This is a genomic window from Rhodophyticola sp. CCM32 (assembly GCF_004751985.1).
Classification (GTDB): domain Bacteria; phylum Pseudomonadota; class Alphaproteobacteria; order Rhodobacterales; family Rhodobacteraceae; genus Rhodophyticola.
This window is the reverse complement of sequence record NZ_CP038492.1, coordinates 2,374,979-2,395,506: the sequence shown is the minus strand read 5'-3', so window position 1 is coordinate 2,395,506 and position 20,528 is coordinate 2,374,979. Positions and strand designations below refer to the sequence as shown.

The window sequence follows — 20,528 nt, the reverse complement described above, 5'->3', positions numbered from 1 at the left end:
CTGCCTCAGATCTGATTGAACCAGGGAGAATGCGGCAACAGCAACTCGAACACGAAGGTGAACAGCGCCCAAAGCGCGGGTACGGACATCAGGACAACGGCAAGCAACACAGGCAGATTGCGATACCCGACCGCCAGGCAGAACAGGAACATCCCGGGGATCATGGCGAAGACAAAGCCGATTTTCGTGATCCCGTATGCCGTTGCAAGCACGATGATAACAGTCGTGGCAAGCTGGCGTATATTGATCTGTTCCAGCCGGGTTTCCGTGTTTTCAGACCTGATGGACTGAACGGTTACGGCAGTCGCAAAAAGTATCCATGGCACAAGAAACAGCCGGGGTGCGAAGCCGGGGCCGACATCCCCGCCAAATGTCACAACGTCGAAATCTGCACTGAAGGTCAATGCGAACAAGACGATACCCGACAGCAAAAGCAGACCGGAAACCGTTATATCAAGCATGCGCGCCATGAGATCGCCTTTTGAGTTGCGATTGCCGGTTGCGGCGCGCACGGCAAGGCGCGCGCCGTATGGACCATCAGGGACCGTTACTGGATCAGTCCGGCATCCCGCATAAGCTGGCCATTCAACTCATAGGCCGAGCGGAAGAACAACCCAAAGGCATTGTGATCCATAAACCGGATCAGGCGGTTGGCCCCGGCCATGTTTTCGGCAAAGCTGTCGGTCTGAACGGCCTGCCCACAGGCATCCGACAGGGCAGAGACCACATCACCCGGGGTGCCCGCCTGGGTGAACAGGCCGAACCATACAGAGACCTGCGCGTCATATCCAAGTTCCGCCATGGTCGGCACATCCGGGTGAGTGTCTGAGCGTTCATCGGCCATGATCGCCAATGCGCGCCAGCCGAACCGGCTGTCATAATCGGCAAACCAGGTGGTTGTTTCAGCCCGCCCGCCCGAGATTTCAGTGGCAATATCTCCACCGCCCTGCGTCGGGATATATTGGGTTGTTACCCCTGTCGCATTGTCGAGTGTCAGTTGCGCCACATGGCTCATCGAGCCCGGCCCGGCACCCGCGAAACGCAACGTGCCTGCCTCTGCGGCGGTCCTGTAGTCGTCCAGCGACTGAATCGGGCTGTCATCGGCCACAACAAGATAGAAAGGCCCCTGGCTGACCATGCATATCGGGGCCCAGCTGTCGGCATTATAGCTGGTGCCGCGCAGATGTGGCTGGGTCGTTGTGGTGCCGACCGGCATGAAGCCAAGATTATAGCCATCAGCCGCCTGTTCGGACAATTGGGTGGCCCCCACGGTGCCACCGGCGCCGTCGACATTGGTCACCACGATGTTCTGACCCAGAATGCCCTCAAGCTCCGCCGCCAGGAACCGGGCCGGAACGTCGGTTCCGCCACCGGCCCCGAACGGGACCAGCATGTTGATCGTCCGCTCCGGGTAATCGGCAATAGCCATGGTCGCGCTCAGGGCCATGCCGGCCCCGACAAGCACGGAGCTTACCGTTCTTTTCATCTGTCTTCCTCCCTTAGAATCTGACTGGGAGCCTAGAGTTTGTCCGAAGCATCGCTAAGTGATAACTTGTCACCCGTTAACAATTAAGGATGAAAGCCTGACCAAATGTCTGCCCGCACAACCCTGAAAGACGTGGCCCAGGCGGCTGGCGTTTCCCAGATGACGGTTTCCCGCGTGGTCCGGGGTGACCAGGCGGTTTCCCTGCGAACACGGGAACGGGTGCAGCAGACGATCGAACAGATCGGATATGTGCCGAACAAACTGGCCGGGTCGCTGGCCCATGCCCGGTCTAACCAGGTCGCCGTTATCATCCCGTCACTGGTGAATAATGTATTTTCCCAGGTGCTGGCCGGGATCACGGCAGAGCTGGAAAAAGCCGATTACAACCCGGTTGTCGGTGTCACGGATTACAATCTTGAAAAGGAAGAGGCGCTTTTGATCTCCATGATGTCATGGCGCCCCGCTGCGGTGATTGTCACCAACCTTATTCATACGGATCGCACGATAAGCATTCTGAGAAATGCCTCGGTCCCGGTGGTTGAGATCATGGATGTCGACGGGGCGCCGATCGACATGTGCGTTGGCCTGAAACACGACACCGCAGCGCAGGCATTGGCGGATCATCTGGTGTCAAAAGGCTATCAGCGGTTCGGGTATCTCGGTTGGCAGACAAATGATTATGCAGCGGCAAAACGGTTCAAAGCCTTCCGGGAACGCTTGGAGGCCCGTGGCTATGGTCTGGTTGCCCCAGAGATTTACAATGCCCCGCCCGACATGCCCGCCGGAAAAGCCGGAACAGACCTGCTATTGAAAGAGGCGCCGCTGACGGATGTCATCGTATATTCCAACGACACGGCGGCCATGGGCGGTGCGCTTTTCTGCCAGGAAAAAAATATCGCCCTGCCGGATGATATGGCGATTGCGGGCTTCAGCGGATTGCGCATGGGGCAATGCCTGCCACAGCCGATGACAACCATCCGCACCTTTCGTCTCGAAATCGGCCAGACCGCAGCACGCAATGTGCTCAAGGTTCTGTCCGGCGTGCCAGTCATGCGCAAGATTGATCTGGGTTTTGAACTCATCGACGGCCAGAGCGCCTGAGCCGGATCGATGTTGATCGGGGCAGTCATTGACTCGATTTGAGTATTCGTTTACCCAAAATGAGTAATCGATTACTCAACCCGCCTGTGGCATATATGGCTTCGATCAAGGAAATTGCAAAACTCGCCGGTGTATCGGTAAAAACCGCCTCGGGTGCGTTGAATGATCAGGCGTCGATCCGGATGTCTGACGAGACCCGGTTGCGGGTGATCGAAGTGGCCAACCAGCAGGGATATCGTCCCAGTTTCGCGGCACAGGCCATGCGGCTGGGAGCTTTACCGCTGGTCGGGGTCGTCTCGGACGGGGCGATCAACTCGCCATATGCGGCAGATATCATGCGCGGGCTGGAAAAATCGCTGGCCAGTGAACGCCTGACCTCGATCACAACGATGTTGCGTGGTGATATCGAGGAATCCGTCGAATGGCTTGAGCAGTTCAAACCCCGCTCAATTATCTATGTGTCCGGCTTCTATCGAAGGGTGTCTATCCCGAAACACATGGTCGGGCGTATTCTGGTTCTGGTGAATTGCCGCGATGCGGATGACGTCATCCCCTCGATCGTGGCGGATGAATTGCAGGGTGGGCGTGACCTGACGCAATTCCTGATTGATGCGGGTCATCGGCGCATTGGCTATGTCAGCCTTCCCGGTCTTGATGCCTCAACCGTGCGTCTTGAAGGGGTCGCAACGGCGCTGGAGCAGGCCGGGCTGCATCTTGATCCCGCCCATGTCTTCCCCGCCACATCCCGCGCCCGGTATTTTGACGGAGAGGCCGGCAGTGTTGATGCACCCCTTCGGGCGCTTCTTGCCGCGGGCCAACTGCCCGATGCCCTGATCTGCGGCAATGACCGCGTTGCAATGGATGTGTATGCCGCCGCCGCCCGGCTTGGCATCTCGGTGTCTGAAACCCTTTCGGTCTGCAGTTTTGACAACCAGGTCGAACTCGCCCGCCGCATGGACCCGCCCCTGACATCCATGGCGCTTCCGCATCGTCGGATGGGCGCGATTGCCGGTCGGGTCTGCGCCGCGAAAGACACCCCGGCACATGGGCACACACTGGCCTTCCGGCTCGTGCAACGACAATCGCACCGGGTACGCAAACCCGAAGAAAACAAAGGCATCTGATAGGAGGAGTAAACGATGCAAAGGTTATTGAACTCAATTGCGGTCATGCTGGTCATGCCGGGCGTGCTTGCGGCGCAGGAATTGCGCATGATGCACCAGGGCAGCCCTGAATCGATCGCGACTTACGAAGGCGTGGCGGAACGGTTCCATGAGGCCACCGGCGTCGAGATCGAACTCGTTTACGCCCCCCATGACAGCTATAATGAAAGCTTCGGCGCAGCGGTCCTGTCCGGGCAGCTTGCCGATATCGTCGAGCTTGATGCACCGTTTCTGTCCAATTACGTCTGGTCCGGGCATATGCGGGAAATCACGCCCTATGTCAGCCAGGAACTGCTGGATGACATGACCGCCTCGAATATCGCGCAGGGCACCTATCCGGTTGACGGCAATCTCTATGCCCTTGGCCTGACCGACAGTGCGGTCATGCTGTTCGGCAATCGCCAGTTGCTGGAGGAGGCGGGCGTTCGGATCCCCACCGGGATCGAAGATGTCTGGAATCGCGACGAACTGGTCGGCGCGATCGAGGCGCTGGCCGGGCTTGATGGCGTGACATGGCCGATTGATATATTCCGCAGCTATGGCAACCGTACCGAGTGGATTACCTATGCCTATGAACCGCTGATGATCTCGGCGGGCTGCGACCTGATCGACCGCGACAGCTGGGAGGCCAGCGGCACCATCGACAATGAGGCCTGTGTTGACCTGCATGTGGAAATGCAGCGCTGGGTCGAAAATGACTGGGTTGTTCCGGCCTCAGCCGGGGCCAATGCGTTCTATGCCGATGGCGGAAATGTCGGCATCTCGCTTGGCGGCTTCTGGGTGTATAACGAATATATCAACGCACTTGGGGCCGGGAATGTGGTGGTCATGGGCATGCCCGATCTGGGCAATGGGTCCATCGGCCCCAATGGCACCTGGATCTGGGGCATCACAACCGCCGCCGAAGACCCTGATCTGGCCGGACAGTTCATTGAATTCATGATCAACGACACGGATTACCGTGAATATGTAAAAGGCAATGTCGGCTTTCCGGGCATGAACAGCTTTGCCGCCGAAAGCCCGCTTTATGCGGAAGGCGGGGCGATGCATGTGGCACTGGAACAGCACGCGGTCGAACGCCCGCCGCACCCGGCCTACCCGACGATCACCCTGGCCTATATGGAGGCGATTGATGAGATCTTCTCGGGCGGGGACGTGCAGGACGCCTTGGAGGAAGCTGCCGAAAACATCGACATTGATATCGAGGATAACGGTGGCTACCCGCCATTCGGTGGCTAGAAGACAAGCACATTTCCCCCGGCGCATTGCGATGCATTCCGCGCCGGGGGCATCCAGACATGCCCCATATGTAAATCGAGATCAGTTGTGAACGTCTCTTCATCCTCTCAGCGGCAGGAATGGCTGATGATTGCGCCCGCAATCCTGCTTCTTCTGACGTTTCTTGTTGCGCCTTTCCTGTTGTCATTCTGGACAGCAATGACCAACCAGCCCCTGATCCCGCGCCCGGTGCCGGTACAGTTTGTGGGCTTTCGGAATTATGAGCGCATTCTGACAGATGATGATTTCTGGCAGGCGGTCTGGAACGTGGTCCGGTTCACGTTGATGGTTATTCCGGTTCAGTGCGGCCTGGCCCTGGCCCTTGCGATGCTGCTGAACGCGGCACTTCCGTTCCGCAACTTCTTTCGCGGGGTGATGTTTCTGCCGCAGATCACGTCCATGGTTGTGGTCTGCGTCATATGGGTCACGATCTATCAATACCCGTCCGGCCCCGCGAACCAGCTGGTCCATATCCTGAGCTTTGGGTTGCTGGACCCGGTTGACTGGCTGGCCGAACCTTCCGTTGCGATGCCCGCGCTGGTCGTCCTGTCCGCATGGCAGGCTTACGGGTTTCAGATGATCATCTATCTGGCCGGGCTTCAGTCGATTTCCGAAGATCTCTATGACGCGGCCAAGCTTGACGGGGCCAGCCCGTTGCGCCGGTTCTGGCATGTCACCATGCCCGGTCTGCGCCCGACCCATGTGCTGGTGCTGCTTGTCACAACCATTCAGGCCTTCAAGCTTTACACGCAGGTCGCGATCCTGACCCAGGGCGGACCAAGGGGCACCACCGACACCATTGTGCACTATATCGTGGAGGCCGGCTTCGCCCGCGGGCGCCTTGGCGCCGCCGCCGCCGGCTCGGTCATCCTTTTCGTGCTGGTTCTGTTTATCACGCTCATTCAGCGGCGCGCGTTAAGGAGGTATGATGTTTAAGTCTCAAAACGGGGTTTCGCTGCGGACCGTGCAGCTTGTCACGGCGATTTGTGTCTCTCTCATCCTGATCGCCCCGCTTGTGATGCTGTTTGTTGCCTCCCTCAAAACCGACCGGTTCGAGATCATGGCGGATATGGGATCGTGGCGGGCATTCTGGGTGTCGACCCCCAGCTTCGATAACTTCGCAGAGATCATGTCCTTCTCGGGGCCCTATGGCTTTGCCCGGTATCTGGTGAATTCCCTGATCATTCTGGTGGGCACATTGGGCCTGGGCATCATCTTCTGTTCGATGGCGGGTTATGTACTCGCGCGCGGCTCGATGCGGGGGCGGGCGGCGCTTCTGGCGGCGGTCATTTCCCTCTACATCATCCCGCAGGAAAGCATCATGATGCCGCTTCTGCTGATCGTGACCCGGATGGGGTTGGGGGATGGCTTTCTGGCGCAGATTCTGCCCTGGGCGGCCAACCCGATCTATATCTTCATTTTCTACCAGTTCTTTTCACAGATCCCGATAGAAATCCACGAAGCCGCAACGCTGGATGGCACCAAGCCGTTCCAGGCCTGGCGGTATGTCTATATGCCGATGAGCGTACCGGCGACGGCGACTGTCGCGATCCTGATGGGGATCGAAAGCTGGAACCAGTATCTGTGGCCGGTGCTGATCACCCAGACAAGCTATGCAAGGCCGATCTCGGTGGCGATTGCCGCGATTTTCGGGAATGACGAAATTTACTGGAACTATGCGATGGCCGCATCGGTGACGATGATGATCCCGATCCTGATCTTCTACATGCTGTTCCAGCGCTGGTTTGTCAGCTCGTTCATTTCATCGGCCGTAAAGGGATGAGCGCGCACATGCAGAAAGACGGGCAAACTGAAACTCTCTCCTTCACGGCCAAAGCGGGTATGCAATTGCATGCGTGGATCGGGCCGCGTGGCAGTGGCACGGCCGAATTGTCTATGCATATTCCACCGCTGGATACCGTTGGGCTCAAAACCACCGAAACCGGCATTACTGCGGTGCATTATATCTGTGACACCGCAGGGGCGGCCCAATTGAAATGGAATCGCGACGATACAGACTGTCGGGCAATCTATGTCTTCGATCCTGCAACTGTGACCGATAAGGGTATCGAGATACTATATGTTGACCCGATCACCCGGCGCAGCAATCCGAATGGCCCTGCCGGGTTCCGTCCGCCATTCGGGTGGATGAACGACCCGAATGGTTTCTGCTATCATGATGGATGCTTTCACCTGTTTTACCAATTCAACCCGACCAGCCTTGCCTGGGACAGGATGCATTGGGGCCATGCGGTTTCAAAGGATCTCTATACATGGACCGATCTGCCTGTGATTTTGTTTCCCGACCCGGCTTTCCCCGGTGACGGAGGCGCCTTTTCGGGAAGCTCTTGGCCGGCGGAGGGGGCGGGGCTTGATCTGTTTTTCACGCATCATCGCCACGGTGCTGATGAGGTTGAGGTGCAATGCCGTGCCCGAACGTCGGATCTTGTCGGGATCGACGCGGAACCTGAGGTCCTGATTGATGCGCGCCCCGCCGACGCACGCGAACGTATGGATTTTCGGGATCCGTTTATAACCCGTGGCCCGGATGGTCGCCTGTATATGGTGTTGGCAGGGCGAAACCGGGCCGAGGCATTACTGTTTCTCTACCGGCAGGCTGAAGATGAAAGCTGGGACTATCAGGGCGTGCTTTACAGTGAACCCCGGTTTGGTGGCGTTGCCGCGGAATGCCCGGTTTTGTTGCCTTTCGGTGATCCGCAGGATGCAGGCACAAGCTGGCTTCTGATTTTTAGCCTGCTTGGCAGCCGGTCAAAGGTAAAGAACCGCCGAAATGTCACTCTTGCGCTTGTTGGGCGTTTCGATGGTGTTCAGTTCACGCCAGATCTCGAACGTGAACTTGACCATGGCCCCCATTTCTATGCTTTCCAGGCGTGTAACAGCCCTGAAGGCATCATTGGTCTGGGTTGGGTTGCAAACTGGTCCGAGTTGCACGCGGGTAAAAAGCTTGAGAGTGGCATGACATGGCCCAGACAGCTTGCGCTTCTTGATGCGCCGGACGGGTCAAGGCAGCTAAGCGTGTTGCCATATAGAATCCCCGGTGACGGGCCGACACTGGACATAGCTGCGAATGATGAACCAGTCGCCATACCCGCTGCCGATATTCTCGAAATCAAGTTATCCATCCCCAAAGGGAATGATCCGCTTCATATGACCCTTGGGGGCGACATTGATCTGGACCTCATCCTTTCAGAGCGGTCCTTGATCTATCGTTGTGCCGATATGGATCAACGAGAGCTTGATGTGCCGTTTACAGGCGTTGGCGGGGTTCGGGTTCTGCTTCACCACGGGACGTTGGAGATATTCGATCAGGCCGGGGAATGGAGCTCGACACTCGCCTGTGCGTTCTATGGCAAGACCTCGCACATAAACATTGCAGTCTCAGGAAAGGCCCAAATGTCAGTTGCTGCACGTAGCGTATAGGTGTGACGATATCTTACCCAACCGGTTTTGGGCGGATAATCCGTATCTATGCCAGCTTGAAGGGATACCAAATATCACTCTGACAGATCAAACTCTGCCAAGGCATTCACAATCTCTTCAAGGGCATAGATCGCACGCACGGTCGGGCTCAGGGCGTGGGCATCAATGATAATGATCCGCCCCTCGCGCACTGCGGTCATTTTGCGTGTGACAGGGTCCGTCATCAGAAATTCAAGCTTCCGCTCGATATCATCGGCCGCGAAACGGCGCCGATTCATTTCGGCCAGAATTATAACGCTGGGGTCTGCAAGGGCAATGTCCTCCCAGTCGAGTGTGGGCCATTTCCGGTCGGATTGAACGATATTCTCGATACCCAGACGGTCCATCATATAGGCAGGCACGCCCTGTTGGCCGGCGACATAAGGGGCGGCATAAATATCCGCAGATGAAAACCAGACTATGGCCGAGGTGCCCTCTGGCAGGTTCAGCGCTTCAACGCCTGCAACCGCCGAGGCTTCCCGCGCCTGTAGATCAGCGATAAGGGCCGCACCTTCCTCCCGGGCATCGTAGATATTCGCCAGCTCTTCGATGCCCCTGTAGAGCTGATCTGGTGTAAAGGCGTCTTCCCCACCGGGACTGTCCTGTTCCTCGCAATCGGTTGGCATCACATAGGTGGGAACATCCGCGTCGTGAAACATCTCGCGCGTGGCGACAATTCCGTCTTCGCCGACAAGCCAGTCATGCATGACCGTGACAAGATCAGGCTGTTCTTCCAGAATGCTTTCAAAGCTTGGATCATCATCGGATAGCCTGTCTATTCTGGCATTCAGGCCCTCAAACTCCGGCAGGACAGGGTTGAACCAAACGGATGTTGCGGCGACATGATTGCCCAGCCCCAGAAGATAAAGGATTTCCGTTGTGGATTGGCCAACTGTGACGGTTGTTTCGGGGGCTGCATCAAAGATGAGCTCCTGACCGCAATTTTCCAGAGTGAGCGGATATCTGGTCTCTTGGGAGAGACCTGTGGATGCTGCAACAGATGCAGCAAAAGCAGCCATCAGAACGTTTGGAAGATGCATAATGTCAGAATCCGGGAACAGCTCGATGGCATGGCTTGAACATCAAAGAGTAACGCGCTCCATACCCGCAGAATATATCTTCCAGATGAAGGTCGAATGTCATATGCATCGCCTCTTTATACCGGATAGACGCGCATCCGGTCGTTCCTGTCTAAAACGGCATGCCGTCTGATTTATGGTTCACTCTGGGCCTGGTTTTCCTGACCCTGTCGCGGGTGTGGAAATGCTTGCAGTATCTGGCTCAAAGTTACATGTTGATTTCATTCGGAGAATTAAAGATTTAGGGGGGGCCCGTCTTTAAATTCCAAAACAAATTCTGAAATACTGATCTGAGCAACCGAAGGAATTGTCAAGTAATAATATGTTGTTGATCCGCAATCGCAATTATTTCAGGTCTTAAAGAGTTTTGTTTTTATTGGGGCGAGGTTTATGTTTATGCATATTGCCGTTTACATGATGTAATAAAAAACTTATAATGTGGCGCATTGTATAAATAATACCCCATAAAATTTTGGGGCGCCAATCCTATATTATCGTCTTGCTGCCACACTTGGACAGTCTCGTTTCAAACGCCCAGATACCGGTTCTTGACCCCGTCTTCGAGGCTGCCGATCACATCAGACCAGACGGTCTTGCCCCGTTGCAGAATAACGGCCGTATCGGCAATCGCAGTTATCTCGCGCAGGGATTTATCAACCACCAGAATCGCCATGCCCGTGTCGCGTTTCAGGGCGGCGATGGCGGTCCAGATTTCCTGTCGCACCACCGGGGCAAGGCCTTCGGTCGCCTCATCCAGGATCAGAAGGCGCGGGTTGGTCATCAGCGCGCGCCCGATGGCCAGCATCTGCTGTTCCCCGCCTGACAATGAGCCTGCGGGTTGGTCGCGCCGTTCCGCCATGCGGGGGAAAAGCGCGGCAACCCGCGTCATGTCCCAATGGCCGGGTCGCGCGGCGGCGATCAGGTTTTCGCCGACTGTCAGGTTGGTGAAACAGCGCCGCCCTTCCGGCACAAGGCCCAGCCCAAGGCGCGCGGCCTTATAGGCGGGCAACCGGGCCAGATCATGGCCGTCAAAGAGGATCTGCCCCGCGCTCACCGGCAACAACCGGCAGATGGTCTTGACGGTGGTTGTCTTGCCCATCCCGTTGCGCCCCATCAGGGCCAGAACCTGCCCCTCTTCCAGCGTCAGGGATACATCGAAAAGCGCCTGTGAGGCGCCGTAGAAAGCGGCGATATGGCTGACCGAGAGCAGCGTCATGCCTCTTCCCCCAGATAGGCGCTGCGCACGGCGGGGTCGGTTCTGATCTCATCTGCGGTGCCGGTGGCAATGACCTCGCCATAGACCAGCACGCTGATCCGGTCGGCCAGGGCAAACACCGCGTCCATATCATGTTCAACCAGCAGGATCGGGGCGGTTGTGCGCAGCCCGTCCAGAAACCCGGTCAGGGCCTTTGAGCCTTCAAAGCCAAGCCCGGCCATGGGTTCATCCATCACGAAAGCCTTCGGTGACAGGGTCAGCGCCACGGCAACCTCCAGCTGACGCCGCTGGCCATGGGACAGATCCGAGGTGCGGGTTTTGGCGTGATCGGTCAGGCCGACCTGCTCCAGCGCGTGTTCGGCAATTTCCCGCATCTGCCGCTGTGCCAGAGCACGGCCGAAAAACCGGAACGGGGTGCCGCTTGCCCCTGTGGCCCCCAGAACCGCGTTTTGCAGCACCGTATCTTCCATCGCCAGCGCCGATATCTGAAAGGTCCGCGCCAGGCCCCGCTTTGCGCGGGCCGCCGTCCTCAGCGCTGTCACATCCTCCCCGTTCAGCCTCACCTGCCCCGCATCAGGGCGCAGCCCGCCTGCGATCTGCTGGATCAATGTGGATTTGCCCGCGCCATTGGGGCCGATCAGGGCGTGAATTTCCCCCGGATGCAGGTCGATGGAGATATCCTTGCTGGCCTGCAGGGCGCCAAAGGATTTGCGGATGCCGATGGTTTGCAGAACCGGGTCAGTCATCGGGTGTCTCCCGCCCGGCCAGCGTGCCGATCACCCCGCCGCGCGCAAACAGCACGATCAGCAGAAGCAGGGCCCCCAGATAGATATGCCAGTAATCCGACAGCCCCCCCAACAGATGTTCCAGCAGGATGAACAGCACCGCGCCCACAACCGGCCCGAACAGGCGGGCCACCCCGCCGATGATGACAAAGACCATAATTTCGCCGCTGGTCTGCCAGCTGAACATGGTGGGGCTGACAAACCGGTTCAGATCGGCAAACAGCGCACCGGCCAGTCCGGTGATCATGCCCGATATGGTAAAGGCGATCAGGCGCAGCCGATAGGGCGAGATACCAACTGTTTCGACCCGGATATCACTTTGCCTTGCAGCGTTCAGGGCCAGCCCGAAAGGGGATTTCGCCAGCCGGGCCGCAAAGAGAAGGACAATCATCAGAAGCCCCAGAACGATCGCGTAGAACTGGATCGGGTCCAGCGTGTTCAGCCCCGGAAACCCGTTGCGCACATAGATCGACAGCCCGTCCTCGCCGCCATAGGCGGGCCAGCTTATGGCGAAGAAATACAGCATCTGGCCAAAAGCCAGCGTGATCATGATGAAATAGGCCCCTGATGTGCGAATGCTGATCGCGCCGATGATCAGCGCGGCCAGACCCGAGGCGCCCATCGCCACCAGCCAGATGACAGGCATGGATTTGGTGCCTTCAATCAGGAACGGGATTTCCAGGATCGGGTCGAAATTCTGCGCATGGCTGGCCAGCACCCCCATCGCATAGCCGCCGATGCCGAAAAACGCCGCATGGCCCAGGCTGACCATGCCGCCAAGCCCAAGCGCGATGTTCAGGCCCACACCGGCCAGCGCCAGAATCGCGGCCCGCGTGGTCAGGGTGATCAGAAACGGCTCATCCGCCGCCCAGGCCCATAGGGGAAAGACCACAAGCGCAAGCAGCATAAGCGCATTGACGCCCTGTTCCCGGGTCATGTGCGGGCTCCGAACAGGCCGGTGGGGCGGACCATCAGAACCACCGCCATCAGGATGTAGATCAGCATCGACGCCAAGGCAGAACCGGTGCTGCTGGCCGCGGAGGCCTCCATGAACCTCCCGAACAGCGCCGGCAGAAGCAACCCGCCAAGCGTATCTGTCAGCCCCACCAGTATCGCCCCGATCAGCGCGCCCCTGATCGACCCGATACCACCGATCACAATGACCACAAAAGCCAGGATCAGAACCGGTTCGCCCATCCCCACCTGCACCGATTGGATCGCCCCGATCAACGCGCCCGCAAGGCCCGCAAGGGCCGCGCCAAGGGCAAAGACGATGGTGTAAAGCCGGGAGATGTCGATGCCGAGCGCCGCGATCATCTCCCGGTCATTTTCGCCTGCGCGGATCTGGATACCAAGCCGGGTGCGGGTGATCAGCAGGAACAGGCCAAGCGCCACCACAAGGCCGATGACAATCAGCGCCAGCCGATAGACCGGATATTGGATGCCACCGGGCAGCATGATCGGGCCGGACAGATAATCAGGCGTATCAAGGAACAGCGGGAAGGAGCCGAAGATCCAGCGCGTGCCTTCGGAAAAGATCAGGATCAGCGCGAAGGTGGCCAGCACCTGGTCCAGATGGTCCCGGTTATACAGCCGTCGGATCACCAGAACCTCGACCAGCGCGCCGGCGGCAGCCGAGGCGGCAAGGGCCGCGACCAGCGCCAAAAGGAACGAGCCGGTCAGCCCCGCCACCGCCGCCGCCGCGAAGGCCCCGATCATAAACAGCGAGCCATGGGCCAGATTGATCAGCCCCATCACCCCGAAGACAAGGGTCAGACCGGCGGCCATCAGAAACAGCATCACACCCAGTTGCAGGCCGTTCAGGGCCTGCTCGGCGAAGAGAATGAAACTCATATCGGTGCTTTGCGAATAGGGGCCCGACGCGCCGCGTATATGGCTGCGTCAGGCCCTGAGAGAGGGGTCAGTAAGAACACTCGGCCGCGTAAACGTCACCGTGATCTTCCAGCGCCACACCGATGATCTGGTTGGTGAAGACATCACCTTCCTGGATCACCTCCCGCACATAGATATCCTGCACCGGGTGCTGGTTTGTGCCAAAGGCGAAATCACCGCGTGTGCTGTCGAAATCAGCGGCGGCAAGTGCTGCGCGAAACGCGTCGGTGTCATCCGGCGATGCGACGGCCAGAGCCGAGAGGATCAGATTGGCCGCATCAAAGCCCTGACTGGCATAAAGCGATGGCAGGCGCCCGTATTCTGCCTGAAAGCTTTCCACGAAAGCCGCATTGGCGGGGATGTCGATATCCTTGTTCCATTGCGAGGTGTTGACGATGCCAAGCGCGTCTTCGCCCACGGCTTGCAGAATGCCCTGATCAAAGCTGAAAGCCGGGCCGACCAGCGGAATATCAACGCCGCTATCGGCAAATTGCTTCACAAAGGCGATGCCCATGCCGCCGGGCAGGAAGAAGAACACCGAATCCGCGTCTGAGGCCCGGATCTGCGCGATTTCCGAGGCATAATCGGTCTGCCCAAGTTCGGTGAACAGCTCCCCTGCCACTTCCCCCTCATACATCCGCTTATACCCGGTCAGCGCATCCTGACCCGCCGGATAATTGGGTGCGAGGATGAAGGAATTTGCATAGCCTTCTGAATTGGCATAAGCGCCTGCGGCCTCATGCAGGGCATCATTCTGCCAGGCCACATTGAAGTAATTCGGGTGGCATCCACGCCCGGCCAGTTGCGAGGGCCCGGCATTGGGCGAGACATAGATCACGCCCTGGGCGACGGCGCTTGGGATGACCGCCATGGCCAGGTTCGACCAGATGATCCCGGTCATGATGTCCACATCTTCCGACTGGATCATCCGGTCAGACAGCTGCACCGCCAGATCCGGGCGGCGCTGATCATCCTCGATGATCACCTCGATGTTTTCGGCACCGGATTGTGCCATGGCCAGCATAAAGCCGTCACGCACATCAATGCCCAGGCCAGCCCCGCCCCCGGACAGGGTGGTGATCATGCCGACACGCACCTCCCCTTCATGGCCATCGGCCAGTGCCGCTGTTCCAAACGCCGCGATCCCGGCTGCCATCGCAAGTGATTTCAGGGTCATGAATGTCTCCTTGTTGAGTCCTGGCCCTTTGTCGACCATTCTGATTGTTTCCAAAAGGAAAACATGCATGAAATATAACTTCAAGCCCATATATTTTAAGTTTAAAATGTATGGCAAGTGATGCAGAGGCCTTATATTTCAAACCGTAGCCCCGTCAGAAGACCTGTGTGTTTCTGCTTCAGGTAACGCGGCCGGTTTTCTGATACTCCGGGTTGATCCAAAGCCGGTTGTCCAGCACATCGGCCAGCACATCCACCGCGCGCCGCACATCGCCCGCGTCGATATAAAGTGGTGTGAAACCGAAACGCATGATGTTGGGCGCGCGGAAATCCCCGATAACGCCCCGCGCGATCAGCGCCTGCATGGCCGCATAGCCATGTTCGAAGGCGAAAGAGACCTGACTGCCGCGCAGCGCCGCATCGCGCGGACTGACCAGCGCAAGATCAGGGCAGCGCGCCTCGACCTCGGCGATGAACAGATCGCAAAGCGCCATGCTGGCGCGGCGCAGATCCTGCATATCCACCTTGTCCCAGACCCGCAAAGCAGCCTCCAATGCGGTCATCTGCAACACCGGCGGGGTGCCGACGCGCATCCGTTCAATGTCTTTCGCGGGCCGGTATGAGGGTTCAAAGGCAAAAGGCGCGTCATGACCCAGCCAGCCGCTGAGCGCAGGCGCGATATCGGGTGTGATATCAGGTCGGACATAGATAAAGGCGGGCGCGCCGGGGCCGCCATTGAGATATTTATAGGTGCAGCCAACGGCGAAATCGCAGCCGGACGCCACCAGATCCACCGGCAGCGCCCCGGCACTATGGGCCAGATCCCAGATCATCACGGCACCCGCCTCATGGGCCGCTTTGGTCAGGCTGTTCATGTCATGGAGCCGCCCGGTGCGATAATCGACCTGGGTGAGCATCACCACCGCGACCTCGTCAGTGATCGCGGCGGCCACATCTTCGGGGGGCACGACCCGCAATTCATGGCCCGCATTCATATGCGCAATCAGACCTTCGGCCATATACAGATCGGTGGGGAAATTGCCGCTGTCGGACAGAATGATTTTCCGGTCCGGGCGCATCTGCAATGCCGCAGACAGCGCCTGATACACCTTGATCGACAGGGTGTCGCCGATGACGACCGAACCCTCGGGCGCGCCGATCAGGCAGCCCAGTTGATTGCCCACGCGCAGGGGTTGCCCCATCCAGTCATCCAGATTCCAGCCGGTGATCAGATGCTGGCCCCATTGTTCCTCGACCATCCCGGTCAGATGCCCGGAAACAGATTTCGGCAAGGGCCCAAGCGAATTGCCATCAAGATAGATCACCCCTTCGGGCAGGACGAACTGGTCTTTCATCGGCAGGTTGCCTGTGGCGGATGTCATCACAATTGCCCCCGCATGTTCCACAGCTCGGGGAACAGCTCCACCTCCAGCATGCGGCGCAGATATTTCACGCCCGAGGTGCCGCCGGTGCCGCGTTTGAAGCCGATGATCCGTTCCACGGTGGTGACATGATTGAAGCGCCAGCGGCGAAAGTAATCCTCCAGATCCACCAGCTTTTCGGCCAGTTCATAAAGCGTCCAGTGTTCATGAGGCGATTGGTACACTGTGGTCCAGGCCGCCATCACCTGGTCATTTGCGGCATGGGGCTGATCCATCCGGTAAATCTCGGGGTCGAATTGCAGGCCCAGTTGCGCGGCCAGATTGTCCAGCGCCACATGATACAGCGATTTGGTGGTCAATTCCTGACCCAGCATATGGTGCAGTTCGGGCCGGTGTTCATGTACCTTCAGCATCGCCCGGTTGCGATTGCCCAGGATGAACTCGATCAATCGGTATTGATGGGATTGAAACCCCGAGGACTGGCCAAGCTTGGCCCGAAACTCGGTATATTCACTGGGGGTCATCGTGCGCAGCACATCCCAGGCATTGTTCAACTGCTCGAAAATGCGGGCCACGCGGGTCAGCATCTTGAAGGCCGGAGGGAAGCGGCCTCCGATCAGTTCATTCCGTGCAGTCGACAATTCATGCAGGGTCAGCCGCATCCACAATTCCGAGGTCTGATGCTGAATGATGAACAGCATCTCGTCATGGGCATCCGATTTGCAGTTCTGGGCCCCCAGAATCGGATCCAGCGACAGGTAATCCGTATAGCTCATATCCTTGGAAAAGGACATTTTGGCGCCATCGCCAGCGGGGTCATAGGCTGTGGTCATAGGTTTTTGTCCCGGTCTGGGTCGCATGTGAATCTGTCGCGTCCGGCAGCAGCGCGACCAGTTGTTCAAAGGCCTGGATCGACAGGTTGGAATGGGCCTGAAAGACGGCCGGTGCGGCCTGTGTATCGCGGCTCAGCGCCACGTCGTAAAGCGCCTGATGCGGTTCAAGCGCCATGGCTTGGGAAAATGCGTCGGCCGCCGGGTTCGCGGTGCCCGGCTGACTGTGTGACAGGTCGCGCAGGCCGGTCTGGATATAAAGATGATAGCGGTGCAACTGATCATTCAGCATGGCCCGAAACCGCTGCATCCAGACGGATGGTGCCGCGCTGATCAGCGTGTCGTGGAACGCCTCGTGCCGTTTGGCCCACAGCTCCAACTCATCTTCCGCGTGCAGGACAGAGGGGAAGGGTATTTTCGACAGGTGGTGGAAACTGCCGACAACCCTGGCCTCCCAGCCCTCATCGCCGCAGGCAACAGCCTCGGCAAAGAGCGCCCCCTCAATGGTGCTCCGGCTGCGTTCCAGATCCAGCAGATCCGCAAGCGACAGGGGCGCGACGCGAAATCCTTTATTGTGTTCGGGCACCACCAGCCACTCGGCGCTCAACCGGTTCAGGCATTCCCTGAGCGGGGTCAAACCCAGACCATAGAGGTCAGACAGGGCTGACAGGCGCAGAGGGGCGCCGGGTTCCAGATGTAGGGCGAGAATGTCCTGACGGACCTGACTGTAAAGTGCATCGGACTTGGACTGTAAATTTGACATAGGCGACTCGACATGACTGCATTCATATGCAGTCTATAATATCGCATATATAAATACAAATCGTATATTATATTTGGAGAAAGCCTCTGATGATGTCACTTTCCGGGTTGTTCAAGCCTTCAATCACGGTGAAATGGTCATGGGTGCCGTCCACCACACAGCGCGTGTCCGCATCCAGCCCCTGCCAGAGCTGAGCAAGAATCTGTGTCTGGCGAATGAACTCGGGCCGCTCCCCCCCGCCGACCCAGGTGGTCAGGCACGGATTGCCCGCAGGCCAATGCAAAACGGCACTTTCGGCGCTGGCCTCTGCCGCATCCAGGTGCAGGGTGTCATTCATGCCTGTCCACATCAGGGGCCGCAAATCATGCAGACCGCTGATTGACATCGTATGGGCAACCCGCGCCAGCACATCCGCCGCCAAAGGCGTATCATCGCAGATCATCCGGCTGACCAGATGCCCGCCCGCCGAATGCCCCGACAGGCGGATCGGCCCGGCGACCTGCCCCGCCGCCACCGTGATTGCCTGACCGATCTGCCGGGTCATATGGGCAATTCGCGCCTCGGGGGCCAGGGTATAGCTGGGCAGGCACACGGCCCATCCCCGCGCCCGCGCGCCTTCGGCCAGATCGGTCCAGTAGGATTTGTCGAGCCGCATCCAATAGCCGCCATGCACAAACACGACGAGCCCTTTTGGTGCCCCCCCGGGCCAGACCATATCAAACCGTTCGCGGGGGTGTTTGCCATAGGGCAAATCCAGTTCAATCCGCACCCCGCTGTCGCGATAGGCCGCGGCCCTGGCCGTCCATCTGTCCGGCAGGTCTTCCGAGCCGGGTATATAGGCCATATTGGCAAAGGCGTCGTCCCAATCCTGTATGGATTTGGTCTTCATGTTCACTCCACCTGATATTGGGGTGTTGAGGCCAGGAACCGGCCATAGGCCGCCGCATTCGGATGTGAGAATTGTTCGGTCAGCGGGCCGCGTTTGCGGATCGTTGCCCCCATATCGGCCAGCAATTCATCGAAATGCTTGAAATGGAACGGGGCAGAGCAGAGGCCGCCATAAATCTGCGCGGCTGGGCGTTCATTCCGTTTCCAGGTCAGCATCATCTCGATATTGGCACTCATCTCATCCGATGTGGGTTGCCGGGCCAGTTGCCCATCCGCATAGCGCACCAGCCAGTTGGCGATCATTTCAGCAGACAGAACCGTGCAGAAGCTGGAGTTGAAACCGACAAAGCCCATATCGGGCAGGTCCGGGTTCACCGACAAACGATAGACGCGGTATTGCCCATCCTCCTCGATCAGCTTGTCCTGATACGCTTGCGGCAGATAGGGCACGCCCAGGGTCCATCCGACGGCAAGAATGGCCATGTCGCAAGGGATCAGATCACCATTGCTCAGCCGCACGGCACCGTCTTCATAGTGCTCAATCGTTCCCATCACCGGGGTGATCGTGCCTGCATTCAGCGCTTCAAACAGGCCCGGCGTTACGATGGGAACGGAACACGAAACCTCTTTTTCAATCGGCGTGTCGGGCACCATATTGTGCTTTTTCAGGCCCAGTTGCAGCTTCAGCAATGTCTCAAGGCCCCGGAAATTCACCCAGACCAGCGGTTTCAGCACGGCGGCGATCACCCGTTGCAGGGGTGTTTTGCCCCACATGTTGAACTGCTGTTCCTGCGCCCGCATGTAGAGCAGCCGCTTGAAATTGATCCCGCCCACGAAATAGGGCACGCGCCAGACGTTTTTACGATACACCATGGTGACCGATGCCGCCCCGTTACCCGCCGCATTGACTGCAATGTCAGTGGCGGATTTGGAACCACCCAGCACCACCACATGTTTGCCATCCACAATGGCCGGGTCCGTGTAATCCGAGGAATGCACCACCGCGCCGCCCTTTGCGGTGAAATCCTCCTGCCCCGGAAGGACCAGTTCATTCTTGTCGGAAAACTGGCCGGTCCCGATGGCGACAAAATCGAAATCCTCGGTCCAGATATGGCTGCCCGCCTCCAGCGTCAGGGTCCAGCCGGGCTGCCCGTCGCTGCGCCGATCCATGGTTTTGACCACTGTATTCAGGCGGAACAGACGGGCCAGATCGTGCTTGGCGGCATAGGAATGCAGATAGGCATGCACCTGCGGGCCCTTGGGCCATTCCGGGTAGCTGTCCGGCATCGGGTGGTCGGTATAGCAGTAGAGATCCTTGGGGGATTGCGTCTGCACATCCGGGTAGGAGCGTGAAGGCTCCCACACGCCGCCGAAATCCGCGCTGCGTTCAAACCCGCATACCCGATGTCCGCGTTCGTCAAACGCCTTGGCCGCAGCCAGCCCGCTGACGCCGCCGCCAATGACGGCCACTTTCTTGCGTTGTGTCATCTTGTGCCCCTCCTTCATGCCGCATCCGGCGGAGGCAGGAAATCAACCTCATGCAGCGCTGACAGGCGCACCAGTTCGGCAGGGTCGGTGACACCGTCCAATTGCGTGAAAAGGTCATAAAGCTTGCGCGACGGCGCAACACCGAACACGCAGGTTGCCTCAGCCCCCGAACGGTTGAAGATGCCATGGGCCTGCCCCATCGGCATTGCGATCATGTCACCCGGGCCCGCCTTGTGCACATCGCCCAGGAATTCAACCTCAAGATGACCGTCCAGCATGATAATCCATTCATCCTGGGTGGGGTGAATATGGGGCGGTACAAACGTGTCGGCGGGTATCGTGGCGTGCCAGATAAAGGCATTGGGGCTGTGTAGTTTCGGCACATATGTGTGGCCAACGACATTCCAGCTGACATCATTCAGGCCGCTTGCGGCGGGCGTGATCCCTTTGTCCATCTTTGGGTTTCCTTGTTGCCTTGTGCCGACACGAAGCCTGCACTGGTTTGAATAAACCGGTTATC

20 protein-coding genes are annotated in these 20,528 nt (G+C 58.4%); 6 read left to right on the top strand and 14 right to left on the bottom strand.

The genetic code is table 11. The annotated features are described in order from the left end of the window. Positions 1-5: 5 nt before the first annotated feature. Together E2K80_RS11605 and E2K80_RS11600 are read right to left on the bottom strand one after the other, a co-directional pair. Entirely contained in the window at positions 6-470 is a 465-nt protein-coding gene (locus E2K80_RS11605; protein WP_135375154.1) for a tripartite tricarboxylate transporter TctB family protein, read from the bottom strand. Positions 471-547: 77 nt separating this feature from the next. After that, the gene (locus tag E2K80_RS11600) at positions 548-1,486 is read right to left on the bottom strand and encodes a Bug family tripartite tricarboxylate transporter substrate binding protein (RefSeq protein WP_135375153.1); all 939 of its coding nucleotides are present in this window, start codon (positions 1,484-1,486) and stop codon (positions 548-550) included. 105 nt (positions 1,487-1,591) lie between these two features. On the opposite strand from E2K80_RS11600, the gene E2K80_RS11595 reads away from it, so the two are divergent. From E2K80_RS11595 to E2K80_RS11570, 6 genes are all read left to right on the top strand, one after another. Next, positions 1,592-2,587, top strand: a complete 996-nt coding sequence (locus tag E2K80_RS11595; RefSeq protein ID WP_135375152.1) for a LacI family DNA-binding transcriptional regulator — start codon at positions 1,592-1,594, stop codon at positions 2,585-2,587. A 95-nt stretch (positions 2,588-2,682) separates the two neighbouring features. Beyond that, positions 2,683-3,711, top strand: coding sequence for a LacI family DNA-binding transcriptional regulator (locus E2K80_RS11590; RefSeq protein WP_168193172.1), 1,029 nt, complete (start codon positions 2,683-2,685; stop codon positions 3,709-3,711). Positions 3,712-3,726: 15 nt separating this feature from the next. Next, positions 3,727-4,989, top strand: coding sequence for an ABC transporter substrate-binding protein (locus tag E2K80_RS11585; RefSeq protein ID WP_135375150.1), 1,263 nt, complete (start codon positions 3,727-3,729; stop codon positions 4,987-4,989). Between the two features lie 126 nt (positions 4,990-5,115). Continuing rightward, positions 5,116-5,964 carry a carbohydrate ABC transporter permease gene (locus tag E2K80_RS11580; RefSeq protein WP_135375149.1) on the top strand — a complete coding sequence of 283 codons (849 nt, stop codon included), beginning with the start codon at positions 5,116-5,118 and terminating at the stop codon, positions 5,962-5,964. Beyond that, positions 5,957-6,811: a carbohydrate ABC transporter permease gene (locus E2K80_RS11575; protein ID WP_210405376.1), complete on the top strand. Its 855-nt coding sequence runs from the start codon at positions 5,957-5,959 to the stop codon at positions 6,809-6,811. Before E2K80_RS11580 ends, E2K80_RS11575 begins: the two co-directional genes overlap by 8 nt. 59 nt (positions 6,812-6,870) lie before the next feature. Beyond that, on the top strand, positions 6,871-8,469 hold the full coding sequence (locus tag E2K80_RS11570) for a glycoside hydrolase family 32 protein (RefSeq protein ID WP_168193171.1): 1,599 nt from the start codon (positions 6,871-6,873) through the stop codon (positions 8,467-8,469). A 74-nt stretch (positions 8,470-8,543) separates the two neighbouring features. Here the strand turns inward: E2K80_RS11570 and E2K80_RS11565 are convergent, their stop codons facing one another. From E2K80_RS11565 to E2K80_RS11510, 12 genes are all read right to left on the bottom strand, one after another. Then, entirely contained in the window at positions 8,544-9,527 is a 984-nt protein-coding gene (locus E2K80_RS11565; RefSeq protein ID WP_238475510.1) for an ABC transporter substrate-binding protein, read from the bottom strand. A gap of 586 nt (positions 9,528-10,113) precedes the next feature. After that, entirely contained in the window at positions 10,114-10,803 is a 690-nt protein-coding gene (locus E2K80_RS11560) for an ABC transporter ATP-binding protein (RefSeq protein ID WP_135375145.1), read from the bottom strand. Continuing rightward, the gene (locus E2K80_RS11555) at positions 10,800-11,549 is read right to left on the bottom strand and encodes an ABC transporter ATP-binding protein (protein WP_135375144.1); all 750 of its coding nucleotides are present in this window, start codon (positions 11,547-11,549) and stop codon (positions 10,800-10,802) included. The genes E2K80_RS11560 and E2K80_RS11555 overlap by 4 nt, the downstream gene beginning before the upstream one ends. Next, complete coding sequence (locus E2K80_RS11550; RefSeq protein WP_135375143.1) at positions 11,542-12,525, bottom strand: branched-chain amino acid ABC transporter permease; 984 nt, start codon at positions 12,523-12,525, stop codon at positions 11,542-11,544. Before E2K80_RS11550 ends, E2K80_RS11555 begins: the two co-directional genes overlap by 8 nt. Beyond that, positions 12,522-13,442 carry a branched-chain amino acid ABC transporter permease gene (locus E2K80_RS11545; protein ID WP_135375142.1) on the bottom strand — a complete coding sequence of 307 codons (921 nt, stop codon included), beginning with the start codon at positions 13,440-13,442 and terminating at the stop codon, positions 12,522-12,524. Before E2K80_RS11545 ends, E2K80_RS11550 begins: the two co-directional genes overlap by 4 nt. Positions 13,443-13,509: 67 nt before the next feature. Beyond that, on the bottom strand, positions 13,510-14,658 hold the full coding sequence (locus tag E2K80_RS11540; RefSeq protein WP_135375141.1) for an ABC transporter substrate-binding protein: 1,149 nt from the start codon (positions 14,656-14,658) through the stop codon (positions 13,510-13,512). A 178-nt stretch (positions 14,659-14,836) separates the two neighbouring features. Then, on the bottom strand, positions 14,837-16,039 hold the full coding sequence (gene kynU, locus E2K80_RS11535) for a kynureninase (protein WP_238475509.1): 1,203 nt from the start codon (positions 16,037-16,039) through the stop codon (positions 14,837-14,839). Next, positions 16,039-16,872: a tryptophan 2,3-dioxygenase gene (locus tag E2K80_RS11530; RefSeq protein WP_135375140.1), complete on the bottom strand. Its 834-nt coding sequence runs from the start codon at positions 16,870-16,872 to the stop codon at positions 16,039-16,041. Before E2K80_RS11530 ends, kynU begins: the two co-directional genes overlap by 1 nt. Continuing rightward, positions 16,856-17,632, bottom strand: coding sequence for a GntR family transcriptional regulator (locus E2K80_RS11525; protein WP_135375139.1), 777 nt, complete (start codon positions 17,630-17,632; stop codon positions 16,856-16,858). Before E2K80_RS11525 ends, E2K80_RS11530 begins: the two co-directional genes overlap by 17 nt. Before the next feature lie 67 nt (positions 17,633-17,699). Next, on the bottom strand, positions 17,700-18,521 hold the full coding sequence (locus tag E2K80_RS11520) for an alpha/beta hydrolase (protein WP_135375138.1): 822 nt from the start codon (positions 18,519-18,521) through the stop codon (positions 17,700-17,702). 2 nt (positions 18,522-18,523) lie between these two features. Further along, complete coding sequence (locus E2K80_RS11515) at positions 18,524-20,008, bottom strand: flavin-containing monooxygenase (protein WP_135375137.1); 1,485 nt, start codon at positions 20,006-20,008, stop codon at positions 18,524-18,526. Between the two features lie 14 nt (positions 20,009-20,022). After that, the gene (locus E2K80_RS11510) at positions 20,023-20,463 is read right to left on the bottom strand and encodes a cupin domain-containing protein (protein ID WP_135375136.1); all 441 of its coding nucleotides are present in this window, start codon (positions 20,461-20,463) and stop codon (positions 20,023-20,025) included. Positions 20,464-20,528: the final 65 nt, after the last annotated feature.